This window comes from Steroidobacter sp., from assembly GCF_016790065.1.
GTDB lineage: Bacteria > Pseudomonadota > Gammaproteobacteria > Steroidobacterales > Steroidobacteraceae > Steroidobacter.
The window spans coordinates 1-26,583 of record NZ_JAEUPY010000218.1; the positions used below are offsets into that span (position 1 = coordinate 1).

Below are 26,583 nucleotides of genomic sequence, written 5' to 3' on the forward strand. Positions count from 1 at the left end.
TGCTTCTGTTGTGCCAGATCTACCAACGCGGCGACTTCATTCAACGTCGCGCCCGGCGGCTTCTCCAGCATCACGTGGAGATTCTGTTCCAACGCGAACCGCGCGATCTCGTAACGAACCTGCGGCGTGCAACACAACGACACCGCTTCGATCTCCGGCTGCTCGCGCAACGCAGTTTCGAGGTCGGGATAGCTGGGCACGCCATCGAGTTTGTTGTTCGGGCTGGCGACCGCCACCAGTTTGTAGTTGGGATTGGAGGCCAACGCAGGCAGATGTTGATCGCGCGCGATCTTGCCCAGGCCGACGATGGCGAGTTTGATCGGGCTCATGAGTTACAGCGCCTGGACACCAACACTGGGCGATTCGCTGCGCGCCAGCGGATTACGCAGCGGCAGACTGAACGGCGGCGCCTGAATCTCGAATACATCGCCGTCGCGCGTTTGAATGCCTTCCGAGAACGACAGCGTGGCCGTACCGTAGAAATGCACGTGCACGTCGCCGGGGCGGCGGAACAAACGATATTTGAAATGATGCTGCTCGAGGTTGGCGAGGGTGTGGGACATGTTGGCTTCGCCGGTGAGGAACGGCTTTTCCCATAATGTTTTGCCATCGCGAATGACGCGGCTCATGCCTCGCACGTCGTTAGGCAATTCGCCGGTGAGCAACTCAGCACCGAGCGCTGCATGACGCAGCTTGGAATGCGCCAACCAAAGATAGTTGCCGCGCTCGGTGATGTGATCCGAGAACTCGTTGGCCAGACAGAAGCCGAGGCGACGTGGATTGCCGGTGGCGTCGATGAGGTAGATGCCTGCGATTTCCGGCTCTTCGCTGCCGTCCTTTGCGAAGTCAGGGGAAGGCAATGCTGCACCTGTGCCGACGACGCACGAGCCGTCGCCTTTGTAGAACCATTCAGGCTGCACGCCCACCTCACCGGCGGCGGGTTTGCCGCCTTCCAAGCCCATGTTGAACATGCGCATGGAATCGGTGAGTGTGCCGCCGGCCGCGGCCTTGTGCATCTTGTCGCGCCCTTCGGCCGAGCCGAGATGCGTGAGGCCGGTGCCGGTGAGATACAGGTGCGCCGGATCGGGATGATCGATGGGCGGCAGCAAACGATTCCACGTCTGCAGTTCCTCGAGATCCACTCGTTGATCGGACAGGCGCGCAGCCACGCAACTGGCCAAGGTGGTGCCACCGGTCAACGCCGTCTGCGCCAGCTCATACGTGCTGGTGCAGTTCTTGAGCTTACGTGCGACGCCGTCAGCATCGACGGCGACGACGAAGCGCTGCCCGTCGGCAGCGCGCACCTGGATCAAACGCAAACTCATCTGTGAGCTCCGGTCTGGTAGACGCCGTCGACTCGATGCGGCAGCGAAGATTGATTGCCGCGCCGTAGAACGTGCGGCAGTAACGCATCTGGAATGTCCTGGTAGCACACCGGGCGCAGGAAACGTTCGATGGCCAGCGTGCCCACCGAAGTGGTGCGGCCGTCGGAGGTTGCCGGGAACGGGCCGCCGTGAACCATGGCGCTCGACACTTCGACGCCGGTGGGCCAGCCGTTGGCAAGGATGCGGCCTGCTTTGCGCTCCAGCGTCGGAATCACGCTCAGCGCCAACGCGTAGTCTTCTTCAGTGACATGCAAGGTCGCAGTGAGCTGGCCTTCCAGCTTTTCCAACGCCTCGACCAACTCTGTTTCGTTGGCACAGCGAACGATGACTGACGACGCGCCGAACACTTCCTCGGCAATCTCATGTGTCAAAGCGCTGGCCGGCACGGAGAACAAAGCGCCACGGCCGCAGTTCTTGCCTTGAGTGTCGCCACCGCGCGCAATCGTCTTCACCGCTGTGTTGTTCGCGAGACGATCGACGCCTTTCTGATACGCATCGAAGATGCCGGCCGTCAGCATGACCTGAGGAGCGGCGCCGCCGAGCGCAGCGGTGGCGGACGCGATGAATGTATCGACGTGCGGGCCCTCTAGCGCGAATACCAAGCCGGGGTTGGTGCAGAACTGTCCCGAGCCCAGGGTGAGTGAGCCGACGAATTCTTTGCCGAGCGCTTCGGCACGAGCAGCGAGAGCGCCGGGCAGTAACAACACCGGATTGATGCTGCTCATCTCGGCATACACAGGAATCGGTTCAGGGCGTGCCGCTGCGATCTTCATCAGTGCCAGACCACCGGCACGCGAACCGGTGAAGCCGACAGCCTTGATGCGAGGATCGGCGACCAATGCAGCGCCGAGTTCACGCGTGTCGCCATTCAACAGTGAGAACACACCGGGATGCAGGCCGCATTGAGCGACGGCTTCAGTGATGGCCTGCGCGACCAACTCACTCGTCCCCGGATGCGCCGGATGACCTTTCACTACAACTGGACAACCGGCCGCAAGCGCGGAGGCGGTATCGCCACCGGCTACTGAGAAAGCGAGCGGGAAGTTGCTGGCACCGAACACGGCGACGGGGCCCACAGCAATTTTTCGCTGACGCAGATCGGCGCGCGGCAACGGTTTGCGCTCCGGCAACGCCGGATCGATGCGAATGCCCAACCAACCGCCTTTGCGCAGCTCATCGGCGAACAGACGCAACTGACCGATGGTGCGACCGCGCTCGCCCGTCAAACGAGCCAGTGGCAAACCCGACTCGGCATTCGCGCGTTCGAGCAACTCATCGCCCAGCGCCAGGATGCGATCGGCGATGGTCTCCAGAAATTTCGCACGAGTTTCGCTATCGAGCGCACGGTACTGATCGAAAGCCTGGCTGGCCAACTCGCAAGCGCGGCTCACTTCAGCAGGGCCGGCGGAGCTGAAATCCGTGTCGAGATGGGAGGCGGTCGTGGGGTTGGCTGCGCGAAAAGTCGCAGCGGTCGCGACGCGTTCGCGACCGATGAACAGTTGGCCGGTCAGAGGCATGGGAGAGTCTCCGCGAAAACTTGGTGTCGTTTAATACTCAGACAATATCTCACTGCGTCGTACCGAGCAATCGGCGGCGGCCACAGCGGCAGAGGCGTGGAAGGTAGCGTTACCACGCGCAGGAGGGATTAAGGCACTGGCGCCGCCGGACAACAAGGCGGAGCAGTAAAAAGGCCGGGAGCGGTGGCGAGCAAGGCCGGCAAATTGCTTGCCGGCTAGTAACTTACGAGCGCAACGCTCAGCTGCGAGCGGCGTTGGCGACTTTGGCTTTGACGGGCTTGCGCGAGTTGGTGGTGTCCAGCTGCGCGAGCTCCACCAGGTTCAACATCGCTGCGTGCGCGGCCTTGGGATCGGCGGCTTTGACAGCTTCGTAGACCTTCTGGTGATCGGGAATCGGGTCGCGCCGCAGGGGATTCTGGCGCTGCTTGTAGATGGTCGTCCAGGACACCGCGGCGCCCACGCCGCTGGTCAACGACACGATGAAGGCATTGCCGCTGGCACGCAGCATGGCCGAATGAAAATCCTGGTCCGCCAGTCGGCCGGCTTCGCTGGCCAAGGTGTGCGTAGCCATGCCCTGCAGCGCTGTCTCCATGGCTTGCAGCTCTTCATCGGTTCGGCGCAGAGCCGCCAGCGCGGCCGCTTCGGGCTCGACGATTTTGCGTAACTCGAACAGGTTGGAGAGCAGGGTGTCGTCGGGCTCGAACTCGAAAATCCACGACAGCACATCCGGATCCAGCATGTGCCAGCGCGCTTGCGGACTCACGCGCGTGCCGACTTTGGGCCGCGATTCGACCAGGCCTTTGGCGGCCAGAATGCGGACGGCCTCGCGATAGGCGGTGCGCGACACCTGCAAGCGATCGCTCGCATCGATCTCACCATTGAGGATGTCGCCCGGCTTGTAGCGACCGGAAACTATCAGCACTCCGAGATCCCGCGCGATGGTCCCATGCAGTCGCAGAGACTTGCGTCGCGCCTTTGCGTTGGCCCTCGCGGCGGCAGATTTTTTGCTCGACATCGATGATTTCCTCAAACGCGGGCAGCGGCCAAGTCCCGGTGCCGGTGGCCAGCGCTGGGCCGGTAGTTTACGCACGCCGACCGCGGATTACGCTCTCCCCGGCGATTTAGCAGCGGGACTCGCGCCGAGCGGCCTCGGCCAACGCAGAATGACCTTCCAGCATTTGCCTGACAAATGGAAACTGGCTACCATTAATTGTCTGAGTTATAAGAGAACAATGAGTATGCACAGGCGCGACCTGTTGCGCGCGTCGGCGTTGATGGGGGCGGCGCTTGGCTTTAGCGGCAAAGCGTGGAGCGCGGCCCGTGATGCCGAATGGGTTCTCAATGATCGGCTCATCGGCGACATCTCGCCCGTTCACGATCCCTGCATCATCAAGCAAGGTGACACTTATCACCTGTTCTGCACCGGCCAAGCTCAGGATCCCACGGGTCTCTTACCCTGGCGCACCTCCAAAGATTTGATCACGTGGACGCTGCATGGCCGGGTGTTCGAAACCATCCCGAAGTGGGCGCAGGACGCGGTGCCCGGGACGCGCGGCACGTGGGCTCCCGATATCGCGTACTTCAACGGGCGCTATCACCTTTACTACTCGTGTTCCACGTTCGGCTCGAATCGCTCGGTCATCGGCTTGGTAACCAACAAGACGCTGGATCGCGGTTCGAAAGATTTCAAATGGGAGGATCGCGGCCTGGTGGTGGAATCCCAGCGCGGCGACGACTTCAATGCCATCGATGCCAATCATCTGATCGATCGCGACGGCAATCATTGGTTGTCGCTGGGCAGCTTCTGGAGCGGCATCAAACTGTTGCCGCTCGATCCGGCCACCGGCCAGCGGACGCCGAACGACACGCGCAAATACTCCCTCGCGTCGCGGCCTGCGCCAGAGAAAGCGCCGGGCGCAATCGAAGCGCCGTTCATGATAGAGCGCGGCGGCTACTACTATTTATTCACCTCGTTCGACTATTGCTGTCGAGGCGCGAGTAGCTCCTACTACATCGTGGTTGGACGTTCGCGCGATGTCACTGGCCCATACGTCGGGCGCGACGGCAAATCGCAACTGGACGGTTACGGCACAGTGGTGCTTCAGGGCAATCGACGCTTTCGCGGCCCTGGTCATCAGGCGGTGCTGCGCGACGGCGATACGGACTATCTGGTTTATCACGCGTACGACGCCGAGCATGACGGACGCCCGACGCTGCGTATCTCGCGAATCGAATGGACGGCTGACGGATGGCCGGTCGTGCAGGCGTAACTAGCAACTATCAGCAGCACCACTCATGCCTGGTATCGAGCTCAAAAACGTCACCAAGACTTTCGGCGCGGCCACCGTCATCGACAATGTGTCGCTGAGCATCCGGCCGCGCGAGTTCATGGTGTTCCTGGGGCCGTCCGGCTGCGGTAAGTCGACGTTGCTACGCATGATTGCCGGCCTGGAGTCGGTGGATGCCGGCGAAATCTGGATCGGCGACCGGCGTGTGGATCAGCTGGCGCCGGGTGAAAGGCGCGTCGCGATGGTGTTTCAGCACTACGCGTTGTATCCACACATGTCGGTGCGGGAGAACATGTCGTTCGGCCTGCGTAACGTTCGTTTGCCCGAGGTCGAGATCGACAAGCGCGTCGCCGCCGCGGCCAAGATGCTGGAGATCGAGCATCTGCTGGAGCGCAAGCCCGGGCAGATTTCCGGTGGCCAACGCCAACGCGTGGCCATCGGACGGGCCATCGTCAAAGAGCCACATTTGTTTCTGTTCGATGAGCCGCTGTCCAATCTCGACGCCGCGCTTCGGGTTCGAACTCGGTTGGAGATCGCGCAGCTTCATCAGCGCGTCGATGCGGCGATGGTGTTCGTGACGCACGATCAAGTCGAGGCCATGACGCTGGCTCACCGCATCGTGGTGATGAACAACCGCAAGATCGAACAGATCGGCACGCCCATGGAAATCTATTCGCGGCCGGCGACTGCGTTCGTCGCCAGCTTCGTCGGGACGCCGGCCATGAACTTCGCGCCGGTGGAGTTGAGCGATGGCGCTAACGGCTTCGTGTCCGTTCGCTTGCCGGATGGTGCGACTGTGGCCACTCGTATCGAGAAGTCGGCGCTGCCCACGTCGAGCGCATTCAAGCTAGGGATTCGCGCCGAGTCGTTGGATATCTGCGCGGTCGGGCAAGGCGATACCGCTGGCGTTGCGCACTTCGTCGAACGGCTGGGCGATAGAACGCTCGTGTATGTGCGCCTGTCGGATGGCAGCACCGTCGTCGCCGAAGATGTCGGCAACAGTCGCGTCGCGCTCAACGATCGCGTGGGCGTGAAGTTCGACGGTAGCGGTGCGCACTTGTTCGATGACCAAGACCGTGGTCATCACGCTGTGCCGGACGCGGGAGTCTGATGTGAGCGCGGCGGCAGGTCAGCTGGGCAATCTCGGTCAGGAACGCGTCCAACCTGCACGCGCCGGTTCGCAGCACAGTCGCTGGAGTCACTTGCTCTATGTGGCACCGTTTTTATTTCTGTATGTGACGTTGTTGGTCTATCCGCTGTTCGCTGGCTTCTGGTTGAGCTTGCACAAGGCCGACTTCTTCGGCGGCAGTCGATTCGTCGGTTTCGAGAACTTCGTTCGCCTGTCCAACGACAAGGTGTTTGTCGGCGCAGTCGGCAACACGTTCTATTTCATTCTGCTCACCGTGCCGGCGCTGGCGCTGATTGGCTTGGGCTTGGCGCTGGCACTGAATCGCCAAACGCGCACGGCAGCGTTCTTACGCGGCGTGTTCTTTTCCTCGTCGGTGTTGTCCGTGACCATCGTGACGCTGCTGTGGCGAGTGGTGTTCGCGCCCGACGGCGGTTTCCTGTCGAATGTGTTGCAAGCCTTCGACCGCACACCGGTCGCATTCCTCAGCGATGCGAAGCTGGCGCTGCCGGCCATTGCGATCACCACGATCTGGTGGTGCATCGGGTTGCCAATGATGCTGTTCCTGGCGGCGTTACAGCAGGTGCCGCGCGAGTTGTATGAAGCTGCGGCGCTCGACCACGCCGGCCGCTGGAAGACGCTTTGGCACGTCACGTTGCCCTCGATCCGACGCACCTTCGCGCTGGTCGTGATCATCGAAGTGGTGTTGCAGTTCCAGCTGTTCGGTCAGGCGTACTTGATGACTCAGGGCGGGCCGAATAATGCGTCCCGGCCGCTGGTGCTGTTCATATTCGAAGTGGGCTTCAATCGCTGGGACGTGGGCTACGCGATCGCGGCCGGACAGGTCCTGTTCGGCCTCATCGCCATCGCGGCGTTCGCGCAGTATCTGGTTGCGCGTCGTAAGGAGGCGTTCTGATGACGACTCAGTTCGCATCAGGTGCCGTGGGCCGAGGCTTTGGCGATCGCTTGATTCTCACTGCGACCATTGCGCTGGCCGTCGTCATGGTCATGCCCATGCTGTGGGCGGTCGGCTTGTCGGTGAAGAGCAATGCCGAGTTGCTGGTCGACACTAACTCGGTCTTGAAAGCGCCGTGGACGCTGAAGAACTACTACGACATCTTGATCGGCTCAGGCGTGTTCCGCTGGCTGCTCAATAGCATCATCGTGTCGGTCGGCATGAGCGTCGGTGTGCTCGCGTTGTCATCGCTGGCTGGCTACGGCTTCGCGCGGTTGGAATTTCCCGGACGTAATGTGATTTTCATCCTGGTGCTGTTCGGCCTGGCGATTCCCGAGCAGGCTGTGATCCTGGTGCGCCATCAGCTGTTCAGCGCTCTGAACCTGCACAACACCTATCCGGGCTTGATGTTGCCGGGCATGTCGGCACCGTTCGGTGTGTTCTTGATGACTCAGTACTTCAAGGCCATTCCCGTCGAAGTCGATGAGGCCGCCATGCTGGACAATGCCTCGCGCTTCAAGATTTTCTGGCGCGTGTTGTTGCCGATGACTTTACCGGCTCAGGCGACGCTGGGAATCTTCACGTTCCTGCACGCGTGGAACGACTATTGGTGGCCGCTGGTGTCGGGCACCAACGAGCAGATGTACACGCTCACCGTCGGTATTGCGTCCACGCAGATGAACTTCGCCGAGTCGGCTGGGCTCGGCTACTTGATGGCGCAGGCGGTGTTTGCGTCGCTGCCCATACTGATCGTGTACATGTTCTTCCAGAAGTACATCGTGCGCGCGGTGTCCGGGGCGGCTACATGAAGCGCGCGCTTGCAACGCTGCTGAGCTGCGTCGTGCTCGCGAGCTGCGGTGTTCGCCAGGCGCCGAATGAAATCGTCGTGCAGCGTTTCTTCGGTACCTGCAAGGCAGAGTACGGCTCACGCATCGACATCGATAAGGCCGAGGGCGAGTGCGGGATCATGACGACGCTGATCAACAAGTTCAGCGCCGAGAATCCTGACGTCCGTGTGCGCGTCAGTCCGGTCGCTTGGCCTGGATATAACCAATTGGCCGCGCAGCTCGCGGCCGGCGATCCACCCGATCTGGTGACCATGCATCTGTCGGCGATTCCGGATTATCAATCGAGAAAGCTGCTCGAACCCATCGGCAAAGAGCTGCGCGCCGTGGGCGTGGATCCGGACGCGTTCACGCCGGCCAGTCGTGCTGGTGTGAGCAAAGAGGGCGACATCTACGGCATGCCCATCGATAACTGGGCGCCGCTGTGGCACATCAACATGAACTATTTTCGACAAGCCGGCTTGGTGAAGGATGGCAGACCCATCTTGCCGCGCAGCCCCGAAGAATTGCTGGCACATGCGCGTCAGTTCAAACAGACCACCGGCAAGCCGTATCTGGTGCAATCGCTCGCCAATGAACGGGCTTCGTACACGCGAAACCTGTACACGCTGTTGATGCAGCAGAACGTGGACTTCTTCGCGAATCCACAGCAGGTGCATCTGCAGTCGCCCGAGGCCAAGCAAGTCGTCGAGTTGTTCCGGCAGATCTATGCCGAGGATCTCACCACCAAGAATCAGGACTACGCCGCCGCGACCAACGGCTTCATCAATGGCGCTGGCGGCGTGTACTTGGTGGGCACCTGGTTGATCGGCGACTTCGATGCCGAGGCTCGTAAATCCGGTCGACCGCTTTCGAAGGGCTACTCAGTCATGCCGTTCCCGCAGCTCTACTCGGGCCGCGACGCGACTTTCATCGATGGTCATGCGTGGGTGATGCCGACGAAGAAGCGCACGCCTGAGCAGCGTGATGCGATCTTCCGTCTGCTGAAGTTCCTCGCCGCCAACGACTATGAATGGTCGCGCACCGGTCATCTGCCGTCGTTTCAGCCCATCATCGAGAGCGAGCGCTTCAACGCGCTGCCTCATCGAAGCGAAATAGCCAAGCTGTCGTCGACCGGCATGCCGTTGCCGTCGGCCGTGCAACGTCAGTTTGCCGTCCAAGACATCATCGGCGAGGAAATGGCTGCCGCCATTACTGGCCACAAGTCCGTCGACGCCGCGCTCGCAGATGCCGAGTCTCGCGTCAACGATCTGCTGTTTCATCTTTTGTAGTTCATCTGGACCACTGCCATGCTCACTTCGCGCATCGTCGTCGATCGTGACTTTGTCATCTCTGCTTTGGACCGCCGGGTGTTCGGCACGTTCGTCGAACACATGGGCCGTTGCGTATACGGCGGCATCTATGAGCCGGGCCATCCCACCGCCGACCAGGACGGTTTTCGTCAGGACGTGCTCGAGCTGACACGCGAGCTCGGCCCGACCATCGTGCGTTATCCGGGCGGCAATTTTTTGTCGGGCTACAACTGGGAAGACGGTGTCGGGCCCAAGGAGCAACGGCCGACGCGCTTGGATCTGGCCTGGGGCTCGACCGAGACCAACGAGTTCGGCACCAATGAGTTCATCGATTGGTGTCGCACGGCCAAGGTCGAGCCGATGTTTGCTGTGAATCTCGGCACGCGCGGCCCGGACGAGGCGCGCCACTTGCTCGAGTACTGCAATCATCCCGGTGGCACTCACTACTCGGACCTGCGTCGTGCACACGGCTACGAGCAGCCGCATGGAATCAAGTTTTGGTGTTTGGGCAATGAAATGGATGGCCCTTGGCAGATCTGCCGCAAGACTGCGCAGGAATACGGACGCATCGCGCAGGAGACGGCCAAGGTCATGCGTTGGGTGGACGGCGATCTACAGCTCGCCGCCTGCGGTTCCTCACAGCGCGCCATGCCGACCTATGGCGCTTGGGAATACGAGGTGCTCGATCATTGCTTCAACGAGGTCGACTACATCTCGTTGCATGCCTACTTCCGGAATGACAGTAACGACATCAAGGACTATTTCACGGTCATCGAAGATCTGGACTATTTCATCAAGGAAGTCGCTGCTATTGGCGATGCCGTGGCGGCCAAGCGGCGCTCGCCCAAGCGCATCATGTTGTCGTTGGATGAGTGGAATGTTTGGTACAAGGCGCACACGCCAGCCGACCTGCGCAAGCCGGGCTGGCCGGAGGCGCCGCCGCTGATCGAAGAGATCTACAACTTCGAGGATGCGCTGGTCGTTGGCGGGGCTTTGATCACCATGATCAACAATGCCGATCGGGTGAAGGCCGCCTGTTTGGCGCAGCTGGTCAATGTAATCGGGCCGATCATGACTGAGACGGGTGGGGCGGCCTGGCGTCAGACGATTTTTCATCCGTTCGCTCAGGCGTCGCGTCATGCGCGGGGTCAGGTGCTGCGGGCCAAGATTCAGGCCGATACTTTTTCTACCAAGACGCATCCGGCTGCGTCGTTGTTGTTGGCCAGTGTGATTCATGACGAGGAGAGCGGGGCGGTCACTGTCCTGGCGCTAAATCGGAGCACCAGCGATGAGATGCAGCTGGACGTGGAGCTGCGCGGCTTGGGTGAGGGTCGCAAGGTGGCGATTGCGAGTGAGCTGCATCATGGGGATCTGAAGGCCATCAATAGCAAGGTGGCACCGAATGCCGTGACGCCGGTGAATCGCACCGACGTTTCGATTGCCAAAGGCGTGGTCAGCGCGAAGTTGAAGCCGCTGTCATGGAACGTCATCGTGACGACGCCGACATGAACTTTCTTCGGGCTGTGTTGCTGGGCAGTTTGATGCTGATTGGCGTGGCGGCGAATGCAGCGCCGGCCGTCAAAGCCTTCGGCTTGGGTGACGTCGAGTTGCTCGACAGTCCGTTCAAGCAAGCGATGGAGCGTAACGCTGCCTATCTGCTCAGCCTCGACGCGGATCGCTTACTTCACAACACTCGCAAGTACGCCGGGCTGCAGCCGAAGGGCGAGTTGTATGGTGGCTGGGAGTCGCAGGGCATCGCTGGTCACACCTTGGGCCACTACCTGACTGCCTTATCTCAACAGTACGCTGCCACTCACGATCAGCGCTTCAAGAAGCGGCTCGACTACATCATCGGGGAAATGACCGAGGCTCAGCAGGCCTACGGTGATGGTTACGTCGGCGCTCTGCCAGAGCTGGAGATCGAAACTCTGCGTGGGTTCAAGCAAGGCAAAGTCGAAATCAAAGATCATTTCTTTTTCAAGAACGGCGCCTGGGTGCCCTGGTACACGCAGCACAAAGTCCTCGCCGGTCTGCGTGATGCCTGGACGCTCGGCGAGAGCGCTCAAGCCAAAGATGTAACCCTCAAATTGGCCAACTTCGTAGCTGACGTTACCGCCGGCCTCAGTCCGCAGCAACAACAGATCATGCTCGAAGTTGAGCACGGTGGCATGCGCGAGGTGCTGTTCGATATCTATGGACTAACCCAAGATGACCGCTACTTAAAGGTCGCGCAGCGTTTCGAGCATCGCGCCATCCTCGATCCCCTACTCGCTGGCCGCGATGAGTTACCGGGCAAGCATGCCAATACTCAGATCCCAAAGGTCATCGGCGCTGCCCGTGGCTATGAAGTGGCAGATCAGTCGGAAGGACGATCCATCGCGGAGAACTTCTGGAAAGCGGTGGTACGCAATCACTCATGGGCCATCGGCGGAAACAGCGACGGTGAGTTTTTCTTTCCGCCTGCTTCTGCGTCAGAGCATCTGAGTGCCGCGACGGCGGAGACCTGCAACACCTATAACATGCTCCGGCTCACGGAACGGTTGTTCGGTTGGCAGCCGCAGGTGGAGTACGCGGACTTCGAGGAGAGGGCGTTGTACAACCACATCCTGGCCTCTCAGGAACCGAAGCAAGGGATGTTCACGTATTTCATGTCCTTGCAGCCGGGGCACTTCAAGACCTTCAGTACGCCGCACGATTCGTTTTGGTGTTGTGTGGGCAGTGGCATGGAGAATCACACCAAGTATGGGGCGGCAATTTATTTTCATGCGTCGGATGCGGTGTATGTGAATTTGTTCATTCCGTCGGTATTGCGGTGGGAAGAGAGAGGCTTGGAGTTGCAGCAGCGGACTGCGTACCCCGTTGAGAATCGGACCTCGCTTACCGTGAGCAAGGCGCCGGCTGCGGCGTTGGCCCTGAGGGTTCGTGTGCCCTCGTGGGCGACGGGTGCTGCGACTTTGGCTTTGAACGGTAAGAAGGTCGCAGTTGAAGCAAAGCCAGGTTCGTATGCGACTGTGCAGCGGCAGTGGAAGCAGGGCGATGTGCTCGATGTGACTATTCCCATGTCGGTGCGGACGGAGTCACTGCATGGGACGACGGATCAGTTTGCGTTCGTGTATGGGCCGGTGGTGTTGGCCGGCGATCTCGGGCCCGCGCCATTGAGCGAGACTGTGCCTTACGCGAAGGAACAGGCCGCGAACTTGAAAGTTGAGCCGGTCGTCGTGCCGATGCTTGCCGGAGATTCGCAGCAGCTCGCCGCCGGACTGCGTCGAGTGCCCGGCGCGCTGGCCTTCACCCTGATCACCGACTCGCCGCGCCAAGAAATCACGCTTCGGCCATTCCATGAGCTGGATTACCAGCGCTACACCGTCTATTGGAAGACGACGCCGGCCAAGCAGGCAACGAACCGCTGACCCATATCGACCTGGGCCGCGGGTTGCGGTATTACTGACCGTGCCATGTGGCTGATCCGTACCAAACTGGAACCGCCGGCGCCGACGGATCGGCTCATTCCCAGGCATCGCCTGCGGAAACGGCTGCCTGCGCTGCTCAAGGCGCGGCTCACGCTCGTGCACGCGCCGGCCGGGTTTGGCAAAACCAGTTTGCTGGCCGAATGGGCGCGCTGCCTGCGGAATCAAAACGTCCGTGTGGCCTGGCTCTCAGTGGACGAAGACGACGCGGAGCCGCTGCAGTTCTTCGCATATCTAACCGCTGCCTTAGAAGCGAGCGGCATCGAAGTCGGACATCTCGGCCCTGCGGCTGCCCGCGGATTCCCGGACGTGCCTGTGACATCGATCGTGGCCGCGCTGACCGGCGCAATCGAACGCTCAACCGCACGAACGGTCGTGATCATCGATGACTATCACCGTCTCGCCGGTCATCGCCCTCGTGTCGACACAGTTGGCCCTGCGTTAGCGAAATTGATCGACACACTCGGCGCCCGTATCAGTTTCATAGTCGCCGGCCGCGCAAGGCCTTCGCTCCCCAACGAGAAAGTACGCAGCGCCGAAGCACGACTGGAGATCAGCGCAGACGAACTGAGATTCACCGATGAAGAAGCCCGCCGCATGCTCAACCCCGGCGTGGCGAGCCTGAGTGACGAAGAATTGAATCGGCTATCGAGTGGTGCCGACGGCTGGGCCATCGCACTTGCCACCGTTCGCCAATGGTTAGGCGCAGGCTGGCGAGCCGAACGAGTGCTTGCGGCCCTCGCTAACCCAGGCACCGATCTTCGCGGCTATCTCACCGAACAAATTCTTCGCAGCCTCGATCCGAAACAGCGTGAGTTCCTGCGACGAACCTGCGTCGTCGACCGCTTCTCTCGCGATCTCGCCGCCGCGCTGTGTCCCGATCAAAACGTCGACGAGATCATCGCAGCGTTGGAGCGCAAAGACCTGCTAGTGAATCACTGGGACGGTGGCGAACGCTGGCTCCGATATCACCGCTTGCTCAGCGACACCGCGCTCGCGGAACTACGCAGCGACGCGCCCGACAACGAAACATCGTTACATCGTGCCGCCGCGGAATGGTTCTTCGACGCAGGTCTGCACGCCGAAGCGGTAAGGCACGCACTCGCCACCGGCGACGAAGATCTGCTGGCCGGCCTGTTCGAGCGCGCCGGCGGCTGGTGGCTGGTTGTAACAGGCAACATCGGCCTGGCGCGCAACGCCCTCACTCGCATTCCGGTCAGCGTGCTCAGGAAATTCCGCCGCTCGCACCTGGCCTGGATCCTGATGCTGGGCAAGCAAGGCAAAGTCACCGAAGCGCGCAAGGAATTGTCGCATCTGGAGCCGCATCCAACCGCGGACTCGATGATGCAATTCGATGCCGCCATTATCGAAGCGTGTGTGGCGCGCTACGAGGATGCGCCAGTCACACTCGACGAATGCGTAGCGCTGGCAGCGCGATCGGCACAACTACCGCAGGATCAGCACGTGCTGCTGGCGACCTACGGAAACATTCTGTGTGCCATGTATTTCGAGGCCGGTGATCTGCCGGCGGCGCTGGCGGTGGGTGACGACGCGGTTCGTCACTATCGCAGTCAAAGCTCGATCTTCGGTGAAGTGTTCTGTTACGTGCATCAAGGATGCGCGCTGTTGGAAAGTGGGCGTCTGCGCGATGCCGAAGCAATGCTTCGACAAGCTTGGCATCTGGCTCGCGACACCACCGGTCCCAATACAGAAACCGAAGCCGTCGCCGCTTGCATGCTCGGCGTCGCGTTGTATGAGAAGGGTGAGGTGGAAGAGTCGGAAGCGCTGCTGTCGCCGGGCCTGGTCGCGATGGAGTTGGGCGAGAGTTGGTACGAGTTGCTGGCGCGAAGTTACGACGTCTCCGCCGCGATGGCGCGCAGACGAGGCGGCCTCAGCGCGGCGTTGGCTGTGGTTGACCGTGTTCGGACCACGGCGGCGGCGCGAGATATCGGCCGGCTCGAAGAGTTTGCTGACGTGCTTGAATTGCGTGAGCGAACGGCAGCGGGGGAGAGCGACACAACCGCAGTCATGCAACTGGAGGCTGCCACACGTGCACGACTGGCGGTCGGTCAGTCGCCGCGCGTTCGGTTCCGCCGACAGCTGGCGCTGGCCGGTCTCGAGCTGCAGCGACAACAACCAACGGCCGCGCTGGCATTGTTGGCTCCGTTGATTGAGGTGACCAAAGCGGCCGGTCATTGGCGAGTTCACATCGAAGCGCTGACTCTGCGAGCGCAGGCGTTGCACTCGTTGGGTGAGCGCTGGAGCGCGAGGCAGGAGTTCGATGCAGCCGTCAGCCTGGCGATGTTTGAAGGCCATCGGCAGCTGTTTCGAGATATCGGGCCGGCGTTGTTGCCGCTGGCCCAAGCTCAGACGATTTCCGATGCCGAGGCGCGGCTGCCACGGGTGCGAGATTTGTTCATCAATTCCATCGTGGCGGATTGGCAGCAGCGGGGCAGTGACGCCGACGTGGCGGCGTTGAGTGAACGAGAGCAAGCGGTGCTGCGCTTGTTGGCTCAGGGGCTGACTAACAAGGCCATTGCCCGAGCGCTGCAAGTGTCGGATAACACGATCAAGTTTCACCTGAAGAATATTTTCACCAAGCTCGGAGTTACCTCGAGAACTGAGGCTGTGCGCGCGTTGCGCGCATAGGAGTGGTGGGGGAGAGGGCGAAGCTCGGCGTTACCTCCAGGGCCGAGGCGGTGCGTGCGTTGCAAGGATAGCGACGGGTAGGGCCCTACCCGCCGGCGTCGAGCCTGCCTACCCGACACTGGCTTGTCACCGAGCCGCCCGGATCTCTTAATGACCGGGCATGAAAACACCTCTACTGCGTATCGGTATCGACGTGGGCGGCACCAACACGGACGCGGTCGTCATGTTCGGCCGCGAAGTGCGGGCCGCCTGTAAGTCGCCCACGACGGCGGATGTAGGCTCGGGCATTCGAGCCGCGCTGACCGAAGTATTGCGGCAGGCTGAAGCTCGCGGCGCCGACATCGGCGCGGTGATGATCGGCACGACGCATTTCACCAACGCATTCGTGCAAGCCCGTTCGTTGGCCAAGGTTGGGGTGATCCGCTTGGCCGCGCCGGCCACCACCAGCTTGCCGCCATTCGCCGATTGGCCAGATCGGTTGCGCGAGGTCGTTGCAGGACCGGCGTATGTTGTTCGCGGCGGTTACAACTACGATGGCAGTCAGATCGCCGAGCCGGTGCGCCAGGAAATTCTCAGCGCTGCGAAAGCGATTCGCGACGCCGGTGCGCGAGCCGTCGCCATCTCCTCGGTGTTCGCGCCGGTGAACGATGGTCAAGAGCAGTTCGCTCGTGACATCGTGCTCGAAGTCATCCCCGACGCACAGATCACGCTGTCTCACGAGTTGGGCCGCATCGGTCTGATCGAACGCGAGAATGCAGCCATCATGAATGCTTCGTTGTCGGCGATGGCCGGCGACGTGGTGCGCTCGTTCAGTGAGGCGCTAGCCGCGTTGGACATCCACTGCCCGCTGTATGTGAGTCAGAACGACGGCACATTGATGCCGCCGCAGGTCGCGTCTCGCTATCCGGTGCTGACCTTCGCCTCTGGGCCGACCAACAGCATTCGCGGCGGCGGATTTCTCACCGGGCTGGACGATTGCATCGTGGTCGACATCGGCGGCACCACCACCGATGTCGGCGTGCTGGCCGGTGGCTTGCCACGCGAGAGTTCGATCGCTGTCGATGTCGGCGGGGTTCGCACCAACTTTCGCATGCCCGATGTGCTTTCCATTGGTCTCGGTGGCGGCAGTCGAGTGCGGCAAACCGGCGAGACTGTGACTGTCGGTCCCGACTCGGTCGGTTTCAAATTGCGCAGCGAAGGGTTGGTGTTCGGCGGTGCGACGCTGACGGCGACGGACATCGCAGTCGCTGGCGGCATCGCGACGGTGGGCGATCCGGCGGCCGTAAAAGGCCTCGATGCGCATCAGGTCAAGCAAGCGCTCCAGCGCATCGGCACGATGATCGAAGACGCCATCGATCGCATGAAGACTTCATCGAGCGCCGTGCCGGTCGTGCTCGTCGGCGGCGGTAGCATCTTGGCGCCGACCAAGTTGCGAGGTGCGGCCAAGGTCATCATTCCAAATCAAGCCGGCGTCGCGAACGCCATCGGCGCGGCCATCGCGCAGGTGAGCGGCGAAGTCGACCAAGTTTATTCCTACGAACAGTTGGGACGAGATGCAGCGCTCGCGCGTGCGCGTGCGGATGCAACTAACAAGGCCATCGCGGCCGGCGCCGACAGCGCCACGGTGCAGATCGCCGATGTCGAAGAGTTGCCGTTGCAGTACCTGCCAGGAGGTGCGGTGCGCGTTCGAGTGAAAGCCATCGGCGAACTCGCCGGGTTGGGAGTTTGAGTATGCGCATCGAGCTATCTGATACCCATGATTTCGCTCGCGGCGCGGCCTTCCTCGGCACCGGTGGTGGCGGCGACCCATACATCGGTCGTTTGCTGCTCGAACAAGCGCTGAAACGGTCACCGACCACGCAGGTGATTTCGGTCGATGAGCTGGACGACGACGCGCTGGTGATTCCCATCGCTGGCATGGGGGCGCCCACCGTCATCGTCGAAAAGATTCTCGGATTCGCCGAAGGCGAGCGCGTGCTGCGTACCTTGGAGAAACGGCTCGGTCGCAAAGCCACGGCGATCATGAGCGCCGAGATCGGTGGCCTCAACGCGCTGTATCCAGTTGCGATGGCCGCGCATCTTGGCTTGCCGGTGGTCGATGCTGATGGCATGGGTCGCGCGTTCCCCGAGCTGCAGATGGTGAGCTTCAATATCTTCGGACAACGTAGCGCGCCGCTGGCGATGACGGACGAGAACGGCGACGTGGTCATGATCGAATCCGACGACAACCTGCGCGTCGAGCGACTCGCGCGTCCTATCGTCGTGCCGATGGGCGGTCTGTGCATGATGGCGCTGTATCCGATGAGCGGACGCGCGGTAAAGGAATGTGCGATTCGCGACACGCTCAGCCTGGCGCTCGGCATTGGTCGCGCAATCGGCCAAGCGCGCAAGGAACAGCGCGAACCGTTCGAGAGCCTGTTCGCGTATCTGCGCAGCACCGAGTACTACAAACATTGTCGCCGGCTGTTCGACGGCAAGATCGTCGACCTCAAACGCGAGACGCTGCGTGGCTGGGCGATCGGCCACGCCGTCATCGAGGACTTCACCGGTCGCCATCGGGTCGAGGTTACTTTCCGCAACGAATATCTGCGCGCCCGTGCCGACGGTCGCACGCTTGCCATCGTGCCGGATCTGATTTCCATTCTGGATCGCGAGACGGCCGAGCCCATCACCACCGAGAACCTGAAATACGGTCAGCGAGTGAAGGTGGTGGGAGCGAGCGTGCCGCCCATCATGCGCAGCGAGCGCGCGCTAGAGGTTTGGGGGCCGCGTGCGTTCGGTTTCGATGAGCCCTTCATTCCTATTGAAGCAGGGTCCATCGCCGCGCCGACATGACCAACAGCATGACAACAAAAGTTCGGGGAGCCATCATGAATCAGCAATACTCACTCGCGGCCCTGGCGGCCATGCTCTTGAGCCAACCTGGCCTGGCCGCGGATCAGAGCACGAATGACGATTTGATGTTGGAAGAAGTGACGGTTACGGCGCAGCGTCGCGCCGAGCGTTTGCAGGACGTGCCTGTTGCCGTCACTGCATTCACCGCCGCTGAGATCGAAGCGCGTGGCATCGCCAGCACGCGAGATGTTCTGCCGATGACGCCGAACGTCACTTACGACGAATCGTTCACCGTCGGCAATAGCTTCGTCTCCGTGCGCGGCGTGGCGCAGATCAACAATGCCGACTCGCCGGTCGCCATCGTGGTCGACGGTGTGCCGCAAAACAGTCAGAAGCAGCTGCGCATGGAGCTGTTCGATGTCGAACGCATCGAAGTGCTGAAAGGCCCACAGGGCGCGTTGTATGGGCGCAATGCCATCGGTGGCGCCATCAACATCGTCACGCGTGAGCCGTCCAACGAGTTCGACGGTTGGGCGCAGGTCGGGCTCAGCTCGGGCAATTCGAAGTCTGCCAGCGGCGCACTGTCCGGCCCGATCGTGCAAGACAAAGTGTTGTTTCGTCTGTCTGGCGCTTACAAGGACAGCGACGGCAACATCGAGAACGTGTTCTTGCGCGAGAAGGTCGACTTCTATGAGTCCAAGGATGTTCGCGCCCGCTTCATGATCCTGCCGACGGATTCGCTGACCATCGATGTGCGCGGCTCGTTCTCGGATATCGACGGCGGCGCGGTGATGGATGCGTCCATGAATCCGGCGCTCTCCGGCAATGCCAATCGTCAAGTGCTGCCACGTTCCGACATTCTGGGTCGCAGCGCGCGAGAGATCAGCGATGCCACAGTGAAGCTCGATTGGCGCACCGGCATCGGCACGCTCACGGCGATCACTGGCTACACCGATCTCACCGAGGACTACTACGGCGACTTGGATTTCTGTAATCCCATCGATTGTCCCGCCGGCATTTTCGGTCTCGGCCCCCAGGCGGATCAGCGGCAGATTCTGGATGTGACTTTGTTGAGTCAGGAAGTGCGGCTGGCATCGCCGGACAATCAGCCATTGCGCTGGATCGTCGGGGGCTTCTATCTGTCCACCGAACGCGATCTGCAAACCATTGCGAACTTGCTGATCCCGGGTATTCCAGGCATTCCGTTGATCTCCAACGGCGAAGAGAACGATAACGACGCGTACTCGGCGTTCGCACAGGTGGACTACGACATCACGGATCGCACGACGATTGGTGTGTCATTGCGTTACGACCGGGACGAGCGCGAGCAAACCAACGCGACCATCCCGTCGCGGCCGACGCGTAGTAAGTCGTTCAGCGACGTGCAGCCTCGGGTCGTGATCGATCACAAGCTCAATGACGACCATTTGATCTATGCCACTTACGCCACCGGCTTCCGCTCCGGCGGTTTCAATGGTGTGGGTGGGCGGCCGTTCGATGCGGAGACGTTGCAGAACTACGAAGTGGGTTACAAGTCGACCTGGTGGAACGATCGGCTGCGGTTGAACGCGGCGGTGTTCCGTTCGCGCAGCGAGGATTATCAGTTCTTCTATCTCGACTTCGATCAAGGCGGCGCGCAAGTCATCGACAATCTGGACAAGGTGGAATTCACCGGCGCCGAGCTGGAGTGGCAGGTGCAGGCCACGCGCTACTGGACGTTGCTCGGTGCCGTCGGCTTGCTGGACTCCGACATCAAGGCGTTCGATCAGTCGCTCACGGTCCCGGTCGAACGCGGTAATCGCACGCCGAAGACGCAGAAGTCGACGTTCTCATTCGGCAGTCAGTTGGAAGTGCCGCTCGGTTCGCTCACCGGCACCATTCGCGTCGATTACGGACGCTGGGGCAAGAAGTACTGGCATCCGGACAATGTCGACGTGCGCGATCCGGTGAACATGCTCGACCTGCGCGTCTCCATCGGCAACGACCGCTGGACCGCCACCGCTTGGGGTCGCAACGTGCTCGATGAGTTTTATTGGCAGGACTTCAATGCAGTCGAGTTCGGTGCCCCTGGCGTAGATATCGGCTCGCCATCCTCACCCGACACCTACGGCATCGAGCTGAAGTACCAGTTCTAGCTATCGAGCTGGTTACTGGCCTTCCTTGACCTCATCTACCGTCGCCTGGCCGGTCCAGCGACGGTAGAGATGGGCCCAGGCCATGCCGATGGCCATGATCAGCGCCAATACCACCAGGCCGATCCAGGTCAGTGCGCTGGTGTTCTCCAGGCTCACCCAGCCCCACGACACGATCATCCAGATCAGCGCGGCGCACAGCGCGAACGCCAGCACCATGCCGACCAGCCCGATGGATTTGAGGGTGGCGCCGAGAAACACGATCCAGCCGATCAGCAACAGGATGCCGAGCACGGCCTCTACTGGGCTAATGCTTGGGAACCCGTCGGCCACTAGATGGACGTACGAGTAGCCGCTGGGGTTGAAGGTCAACAGCACCAGTAGCAACGACAGCACCGCGCGCAGCAGGAATCCGCCGAAACTCAGATCGTTCACTTGGCCGTCCTCGAGCCCTGAAAGTGCGCAGTATCCGCGACGCAGCGTGCCGTGTGAAGCGCCGCGCAACTCCCCCTGAGCGCGCTCCCACGCAGTTGCAGAGACAACCTCATCGCTTCGGGTCGGCGCCGATTTGCGCAAAAAACCGATTTTTGCCTCCACCTGGGCAGAAATGACCATGGCAGGCTGCGAAACAAATCTGTCGCACTGCTCATGGCAAAAACTTCGCGAAAGCTCTTTGCTCGTCTCCACGAACGAATGTTAGGCGCAGCACACGTCAGGTAGGTTGGCTGAAATATCCTAAGATGGGATTAATACAATGACAGGGACAAAAACAATGGAAGCTTGGAATCGTGATCAAGCAAGAAAGTCGAAATTACTTCCGGGCGCTGGGCTCGCACATTGCGCTGCTGCGCAAAGCGCGAGGCATGACCCAAGCCGAGCTGGCGACCGCCATCGGTGTGTCTCAGCAAGCGGTGTTTGCTTACGAGCTTGGCGAGCGCCGGGTGTCGGTGCTGATTCTGACCAAGATCGCCAAGGTGTTCCTGATCCCGGTGCAAGAGCTGGTCGGCATGTCCCGGCCGGCGCGAGTGCCCAAGGGTCGAGTGTCACCGCGCGCGCTACGTCATGCGGAGCGCTTGCAAAAGCTCAGCAAGACTCAGCAACGCTTCGTGATTCGGATCATCGATACGCTCGAGGCCGGCAACGCCTGATCGCCAGCGTGGCATGCGACGGAGGTGTCGCATGACCAAGCGTAAGGTTCTGCGAGTCGACGTCGCCAAGGTGACGGCGCTCATCGTCTATGTGGATGGCTACAAGACGATCAAGGACTCCGATCTGGCCGCGCTGTTTGGCATCGGCGTGCGGGCGATGTACGACCGCATCGGCGCCAAGCTGTGGGAGCTGCCGCGGAACAGCTATTTCAAAGTGGCTGCGCCGAAAGGGCGGCGTCGCTCGAACGCACGGCCGTCGCTCGCTTTCTCACAATCGGGCGTGGTCATGGTCGCGAGCGTTCTCGGTGACGATGCATCGTTGCAGGTCGGTGCGGAGATCGCCTTCCTGTTGCAAGGTCGTCGCCGCGCATCGGCGCATAAGAAACGACCGGCGCTGCGTGAAGAAGATCCGGAAAAAACGGCTCGCTACTACGAAGCGCGAGCCACGCTCACGCAAGGAAAGTTACATGACTTGTTGACGCGACACCTGCGTCGCCGTCATTGAGCCATGCCCGACCATTACACTTGGTCAGCCGCTTTCGGCGGAAGAAACAGAGAAAGTGTTGAGCGGCAAATAACGTTGCCCAATGGGATTGCCCCGCCAACGCGGGGCGATCCCAAACTCGGCTACAACCCCCTGTGTCGATCTCCTTTTGAGATAAGCCCTATTCAGCGTTGGGGGCTCGCAAAGAAGTTTTGCAGGGAGAAAACTGAGAGGAGGCTGAGGCTCGTCAAAAGGTCTCTTGCAGGCCAGAAAATCCAGCTGACATTGAGCGCACGCAGAGAGACTGTTTCCAGGCCAGAAAATTTAGCTGACGTTGGGCGCTGCATCTCTTCCAGGCCGGAAAGCCAAGTTGACGTTGGGCGCTGGCGGGGAGGTCTCTCCTCCCGGCACATAAAACGACAGGGAGGTCGTTTTCTGAGCGCCACAGGGACGTGAAGCAACGGCCGCGCTGGCGCGGTGAAGGGCTATGCGCGTTGCCGGGAGGAGAGACCTCCCCGCCAGCGCCGGGCGGAGCCGCCATTCCGGGCGGAGCCGCCATTCCGGGCGGAGCCGCCATTCCGGGCGGCCGCCGAGTCTCGCGCGGAGATCTAACTATCCTCGCAGGTGCTTTCCGAGTTCCTTAGGGCTCACCAACCCATTCAGGAACTCAAACGTTCCTTTCTCACGAATCTCCAAAGCGGCGTTATACAGCCCACTCATCGCCGCCCGATGCAACGAAGTCGCCAAGCTAATTCTGCGAACGCCGGCTTGCTCGAGCTCGAGCACACTGAAGGACCGCCCAGGAATACCAACCATGAAGTTCACAGGCTTGGAAAGCGAAGAACACACCGCACGCACCGCTTTCAAGTCAGGCAGGCCAGGAGCAAACAACACATCGGCGCCAGCCTGCTCAAAAGCCTGCAACCGCCGGATCGTATCGTCCATATCCGGATGACCATGCAGAAAGTTTTCGCAGCGAGCCGTCAACACAAACGGCGTGTTCAGCGACCTGACCGTTGCCACCGCCGCCGCCACTCGATCAACAGATTGCTCGAAATCATAGATGGGCCGGCTGGCATCGCCGGTGTGATCTTCGATGGAGCCGCCAGCCAGCCCGGCCTGGACAGCCAGCCGAATGGTCTCGGCGACATGATCCGGTGCATGCCCAAACCCATTCTCCAAATCCCCGGACACCGGCACATCCACAGCAGCAATCAGCGCTCGGGCATGAGCCAACGCTTCGTCTCGGGTGATTTTGCCGTCTCGTCGCCCCAGCGTACCCGCCGAGGCGGCACTCGACGTCGCGATAGCCGGAAAGCCCATGCCGGCGAGCAATTGCGCCGACCCAGCATCCCAGGCGTTGGCGATCACGAACGCTCGCGGCTGCTCGTGCAGCGCTCGGAACGCGGCGGCTTGGTCTTTCTGAGGGGCAGTCATTGCGACGTCTCCAGGTTCATGTTCGGCGTCACCGTACGCCGAAAACCGGTCAGCCGCTGTCAGGAACTCAGTCAGGCACCAGTGGCGGGCGCTCTCGGTCGCGCAACCGCTGGTGCTCCTCGCAAACGGCGATAGAGCGCGCGCACGCGCATGTACAGCTCCGGGTGACGCGCCAACCAATGCCGTAGTCGCGGGACCACGCGGAGGTGATAACGCAGCCGTCCGCGCAGTGGCACGCGTTCGCCCAGCCCTTCTTCGATGGTGTAGATGCAGGGATTGCAGGTCCCGCAAGGTTGACCCCGGCGGGGCCGGTGACAAAACCAGGTGAGCTGCATCAGTTCCTCGAAGCCGCCAGCGCGTGCCTCGGCCTGCATTTGCCGCTTGGTCATATCGAACAACGGCAAATGGAACGTTTTGAACAACTCGTAACGACAGTCGCCGGCAAAGCGCGGATCGAGCCGGTCGCGACTGGGCGCGATCAGCTCGGCGAGCAACTCGCGCGCCTTGTCGTCCCGGTGAATGGACAACTCCATGCCGTCGATGTCGTGCTGGCGGCAGTAGCGGGCCAGCCATTCGTACTGCCCGCCGATGAAGCCGATGGCGAGGCAGCGCTCGTAGTAGCGCGCGGTCTCGGTGTCCTCGTCGATGTCGGCCAACCGGCATTCGCGGGTGTCGGCCAACCTGACAGCGGCATCGGGATGGTGTCTCAACAATGCCTGACGGATCAGTCGCATCGCCTCGCGCTCGGCCGGCACGGCCGGTCGATAGTCGAGGCTGTCCACGACGTAGTACGGCTGCACTTCGCGCTGCTCACGGAGCAGCAACGTGAGCAGCCGAAAGGTGGAATCCCATCCCCCAGTCCAGAGTAGCGGCGTCGGTGCCATGAATCTTCTTTCGCAGTGGGCGGTCGGTGCCCGGAACTGAGGGCATGACGAACCGGGCCTGCCCGTCGTTCCCCCAAAATATAAAAAACTACTGTCGATGTGCCACGACAGTTTGCATCGGCGCACGCAGCGGCCGCAGCATCCGTTACACTTCGCCCCGGCAAGATCCCCCTGGCCCGTGCGAACCTCCGCGATGAATAAACCCGTCGAAGCTGTGCGAGAACCAGCCGTAGAAATCCGTTTTGGCCAGGTCGGTCTGGCACAGGTGCGCATTCGCACCACCGATGCCGGCACCATTCTGGATGAGTTGACCGGTCGCGTCGCGTCGGCGCCGCAGTTTTTCGAACGCACGGCTGTGTGTTTGGACTTGAGCGCGCTGGAAAAAGAGCCGTCGGCGACCGAGCTGCGCGCGGTGTTCGACGCAGTCCGTCGTGCCGGCATGCTGACGGTGGGACTGGCGCATGGCACGGCCGCGGTGGACTCGCTGGCGCGTTCGCTCGAGGTCCCGGTGCTCACGCAGTTTCGCGTGCAAGGCAAGGCCACGCCGGTTCCGGTGGTGAAAGAAGCGCCGAAGGCCGCGACGCCGGCCGCCGAGCCGCCGGTTTTGCATCCGCCGTCCTTGATGCAGCATCAACCGGTGCGCTCGGGGCAGCGTGTGTACGCTCGCCACTCGGATCTGGTCGTCACTGCCACGGTGGGGGCCGGCGCCGAAGTGATTGCCGACGGTTGCGTTCATGTCTATGGAACGTTGCGTGGTCGCGCCGTGGCTGGTGCCCGGGGCGAAGTAACGGCGCGCGTGTTTTGCCAGGAATTCCATGCCGAGCTGATTTCCATCGCCGGCGTGTTCCGGGTGTTCGAGACCTTGCCGCCGGAGCTGGTCGGCAAGCCGGTGCAAGCCTGGCTGGACGGCGATGACCTGCGCTTCGCCCGCATCGGTGGCTGAGGTGCCCGCTGCGCCGGTCCTAACCTCGAGCCCCGCTCGGCTCTCGACTTTCTTATTCTAGTTTCAGGGGAGACTCCCGCTTTGACTGAAATCATCGTTGTGACATCCGGCAAAGGTGGCGTCGGCAAGACGACCACATCCGCCAGCGTCGCATGCGGCCTGGCGCGCCGAGGGAAAAAGGTTGCCGTCATCGACTTCGATATCGGCTTGCGCAATCTGGATCTGATCATGGGCTGCGAGCGGCGCGTGGTGTACGACTTCGTCAACGTCATCCAGGGCGATTGCACCCTGAAGCAGGCGCTGATCAAGGACAAACGTCTGGAAACCCTGTTCGTGCTGGCCGCCTCGCAGACGCGCGACAAAGATGCGCTGTCCGTGGAAGGCGTGCGCAAGGTGTTCGACGAGCTGATCGAAGAAGGCTTCGACTACATCCTGTGCGATTCGCCGGCCGGCATCGAGAAGGGCGCGCACCTGGCCATGTACTACGCCGACCGCGCGGTCGTGGTGGTCAATCCCGAAGTCTCCTCGGTGCGCGATTCCGATCGCATCCTCGGCTTGCTCTCCAGCAAGACGCAGCGAGCCGAGAAGGGCGAGGAAAAGGTCAAGGAACATCTGCTGCTGACTCGTTACAGCCCGCGCCGTGTCGCCACTGGCGAAATGATGAGCGTGGACGATGTGAAGGAAATCCTTGGCCTGGACGTGGTCGGCGTGATTCCCGAGTCGCCGGATGTGCTGTCGGCGTCCAACGCCGGCACGCCGGTGATCTTGAACGACGAGAGCGATGTGTCGCGGGCCTATGAGGATGCGGTTGCTCGCCTGTTGGGCGACAGCGTGCCGCTGCGCTTTCTGGAAGAGCCCAAGAAGGGTTTCCTGGCCCGGATGTTCGGAGGTTGAGAATGGGACTGCTAGCATTCTTTCGCCGCTCCCAGCCGACTGCCAACGTAGCCAAGGAGCGGTTGCGCATCATCGTCGCTCAGGAACGCTCCGCTCGCGGTGGGCCGGATTACCTGCCGACCCTGCGGCGCGAACTGATGGAAGTCATTCGTAAGTACATCAATGTCGACCCCGAGGCGGTGCAGATCAACCTCGAGAAGGAAGACGGCCACGAAGTGCTGGAATTCAGCGTGGCGCTGCCGGAGAAGGGCAAGGCCTGAGGCCTGCCCCGCTGCCGGACCGGGTACAGGGAGGTACCCGTC

Annotated in this window: 23 protein-coding genes; 16 read left to right on the forward strand and 7 right to left on the reverse strand. The window is 61.4% G+C overall.

Annotation, left to right across the window (positions count from 1 at the left end; translation table 11 throughout):
* The 4 genes from JNL55_RS09295 to JNL55_RS09310 form a co-directional block, all read right to left on the reverse strand.
* The coding region (locus JNL55_RS09295; protein ID WP_293852327.1) for a Gfo/Idh/MocA family protein at positions 1–329 on the reverse strand (329 nt) is incomplete at its 3' end.
* Between the two features lie 3 nt (positions 330–332).
* Positions 333–1,325, reverse strand: coding sequence for an AraD1 family protein (araD1, locus tag JNL55_RS09300; protein ID WP_293852329.1), 993 nt, complete (start codon positions 1,323–1,325; stop codon positions 333–335).
* Positions 1,322–2,902 carry an aldehyde dehydrogenase (NADP(+)) gene (locus JNL55_RS09305; RefSeq protein ID WP_293852331.1) on the reverse strand — a complete coding sequence of 527 codons (1,581 nt, stop codon included), beginning with the start codon at positions 2,900–2,902 and terminating at the stop codon, positions 1,322–1,324. The genes araD1 and JNL55_RS09305 overlap by 4 nt, the downstream gene beginning before the upstream one ends.
* Before the next feature lie 238 nt (positions 2,903–3,140).
* Positions 3,141–3,917, reverse strand: a complete 777-nt coding sequence (locus JNL55_RS09310; RefSeq protein ID WP_293852333.1) for a FadR/GntR family transcriptional regulator — start codon at positions 3,915–3,917, stop codon at positions 3,141–3,143.
* Positions 3,918–4,134: 217 nt separating this feature from the next.
* On the opposite strand from JNL55_RS09310, the gene JNL55_RS09315 reads away from it, so the two are divergent.
* The 11 genes from JNL55_RS09315 to JNL55_RS09365 all read left to right on the forward strand — a co-directional run bounded on the left by JNL55_RS09315 (position 4,135) and on the right by JNL55_RS09365 (position 20,494).
* Positions 4,135–5,172 carry an arabinan endo-1,5-alpha-L-arabinosidase gene (locus JNL55_RS09315; RefSeq protein ID WP_293852335.1) on the forward strand — a complete coding sequence of 346 codons (1,038 nt, stop codon included), beginning with the start codon at positions 4,135–4,137 and terminating at the stop codon, positions 5,170–5,172.
* A 25-nt stretch (positions 5,173–5,197) separates the two neighbouring features.
* Positions 5,198–6,301 (forward strand): ABC transporter ATP-binding protein, encoded by a 1,104-nt coding sequence (locus JNL55_RS09320; protein ID WP_293852337.1) that lies wholly within the window; start codon positions 5,198–5,200, stop codon positions 6,299–6,301.
* Positions 6,255–7,232 carry a carbohydrate ABC transporter permease gene (locus JNL55_RS09325; RefSeq protein ID WP_293852339.1) on the forward strand — a complete coding sequence of 326 codons (978 nt, stop codon included), beginning with the start codon at positions 6,255–6,257 and terminating at the stop codon, positions 7,230–7,232. The genes JNL55_RS09320 and JNL55_RS09325 overlap by 47 nt, the downstream gene beginning before the upstream one ends.
* Positions 7,232–8,080 (forward strand): carbohydrate ABC transporter permease, encoded by an 849-nt coding sequence (locus JNL55_RS09330; RefSeq protein ID WP_293852341.1) that lies wholly within the window; start codon positions 7,232–7,234, stop codon positions 8,078–8,080. Before JNL55_RS09325 ends, JNL55_RS09330 begins: the two co-directional genes overlap by 1 nt.
* Positions 8,077–9,387, forward strand: coding sequence for an extracellular solute-binding protein (locus JNL55_RS09335; protein ID WP_293852343.1), 1,311 nt, complete (start codon positions 8,077–8,079; stop codon positions 9,385–9,387). Before JNL55_RS09330 ends, JNL55_RS09335 begins: the two co-directional genes overlap by 4 nt.
* An 18-nt stretch (positions 9,388–9,405) precedes the next feature.
* The gene (locus JNL55_RS09340; protein ID WP_293852345.1) at positions 9,406–10,917 is read left to right on the forward strand and encodes an alpha-N-arabinofuranosidase; all 1,512 of its coding nucleotides are present in this window, start codon (positions 9,406–9,408) and stop codon (positions 10,915–10,917) included.
* Complete coding sequence (locus tag JNL55_RS09345; RefSeq protein ID WP_293852347.1) at positions 10,887–12,818, forward strand: glycoside hydrolase family 127 protein; 1,932 nt, start codon at positions 10,887–10,889, stop codon at positions 12,816–12,818. The genes JNL55_RS09340 and JNL55_RS09345 overlap by 31 nt, the downstream gene beginning before the upstream one ends.
* A 45-nt stretch (positions 12,819–12,863) precedes the next feature.
* Positions 12,864–15,524 carry a LuxR C-terminal-related transcriptional regulator gene (locus JNL55_RS09350; protein ID WP_293852349.1) on the forward strand — a complete coding sequence of 887 codons (2,661 nt, stop codon included), beginning with the start codon at positions 12,864–12,866 and terminating at the stop codon, positions 15,522–15,524.
* Positions 15,525–15,699: 175 nt separating this feature from the next.
* Complete coding sequence (locus JNL55_RS09355) at positions 15,700–17,253, forward strand: hydantoinase/oxoprolinase N-terminal domain-containing protein (protein ID WP_415923045.1); 1,554 nt, start codon at positions 15,700–15,702, stop codon at positions 17,251–17,253.
* A gap of 2 nt (positions 17,254–17,255) precedes the next feature.
* Positions 17,256–18,359: a DUF917 domain-containing protein gene (locus JNL55_RS09360; protein WP_293852351.1), complete on the forward strand. Its 1,104-nt coding sequence runs from the start codon at positions 17,256–17,258 to the stop codon at positions 18,357–18,359.
* A gap of 35 nt (positions 18,360–18,394) precedes the next feature.
* Positions 18,395–20,494, forward strand: a complete 2,100-nt coding sequence (locus tag JNL55_RS09365; protein ID WP_293852352.1) for a TonB-dependent receptor — start codon at positions 18,395–18,397, stop codon at positions 20,492–20,494.
* A 12-nt stretch (positions 20,495–20,506) separates the two neighbouring features.
* On the opposite strand, the gene JNL55_RS09370 is transcribed toward JNL55_RS09365, so the two are convergent.
* Positions 20,507–21,106, reverse strand: coding sequence for a DUF6524 family protein (locus JNL55_RS09370; protein ID WP_293852353.1), 600 nt, complete (start codon positions 21,104–21,106; stop codon positions 20,507–20,509).
* A gap of 173 nt (positions 21,107–21,279) precedes the next feature.
* Here JNL55_RS09370 and JNL55_RS09375 point away from each other — a divergent pair, with 173 nt between their 5' ends.
* On the forward strand, positions 21,280–21,639 hold the full coding sequence (locus JNL55_RS09375) for a helix-turn-helix transcriptional regulator (RefSeq protein WP_293852354.1): 360 nt from the start codon (positions 21,280–21,282) through the stop codon (positions 21,637–21,639).
* Between the two features lie 31 nt (positions 21,640–21,670).
* Positions 21,671–22,144, forward strand: a complete 474-nt coding sequence (locus tag JNL55_RS09380; RefSeq protein ID WP_293852355.1) for a hypothetical protein — start codon at positions 21,671–21,673, stop codon at positions 22,142–22,144.
* A 591-nt stretch (positions 22,145–22,735) separates the two neighbouring features.
* Here the strand turns inward: JNL55_RS09380 and JNL55_RS09385 are convergent.
* Together JNL55_RS09385 and JNL55_RS09390 are read right to left on the reverse strand one after the other, a co-directional pair.
* Positions 22,736–23,560: an isocitrate lyase/PEP mutase family protein gene (locus JNL55_RS09385; protein ID WP_293852356.1), complete on the reverse strand. Its 825-nt coding sequence runs from the start codon at positions 23,558–23,560 to the stop codon at positions 22,736–22,738.
* Positions 23,561–23,631: 71 nt separating this feature from the next.
* Positions 23,632–24,444 carry a 7-cyano-7-deazaguanine synthase gene (locus JNL55_RS09390; protein WP_293852357.1) on the reverse strand — a complete coding sequence of 271 codons (813 nt, stop codon included), beginning with the start codon at positions 24,442–24,444 and terminating at the stop codon, positions 23,632–23,634.
* A 193-nt stretch (positions 24,445–24,637) separates the two neighbouring features.
* Here JNL55_RS09390 and minC point away from each other — a divergent pair, with 193 nt between their 5' ends.
* The 3 genes from minC (at position 24,638) to minE (ending at position 26,541) form a co-directional block, all read left to right on the forward strand.
* Positions 24,638–25,387: a septum site-determining protein MinC gene (minC, locus tag JNL55_RS09395; protein WP_293852358.1), complete on the forward strand. Its 750-nt coding sequence runs from the start codon at positions 24,638–24,640 to the stop codon at positions 25,385–25,387.
* A gap of 81 nt (positions 25,388–25,468) precedes the next feature.
* Positions 25,469–26,281, forward strand: a complete 813-nt coding sequence (gene minD / locus JNL55_RS09400; protein WP_293852359.1) for a septum site-determining protein MinD — start codon at positions 25,469–25,471, stop codon at positions 26,279–26,281.
* Positions 26,282–26,283: 2 nt separating this feature from the next.
* Positions 26,284–26,541, forward strand: coding sequence for a cell division topological specificity factor MinE (gene minE, locus JNL55_RS09405; protein WP_293852360.1), 258 nt, complete (start codon positions 26,284–26,286; stop codon positions 26,539–26,541).
* Positions 26,542–26,583: the final 42 nt, after the last annotated feature.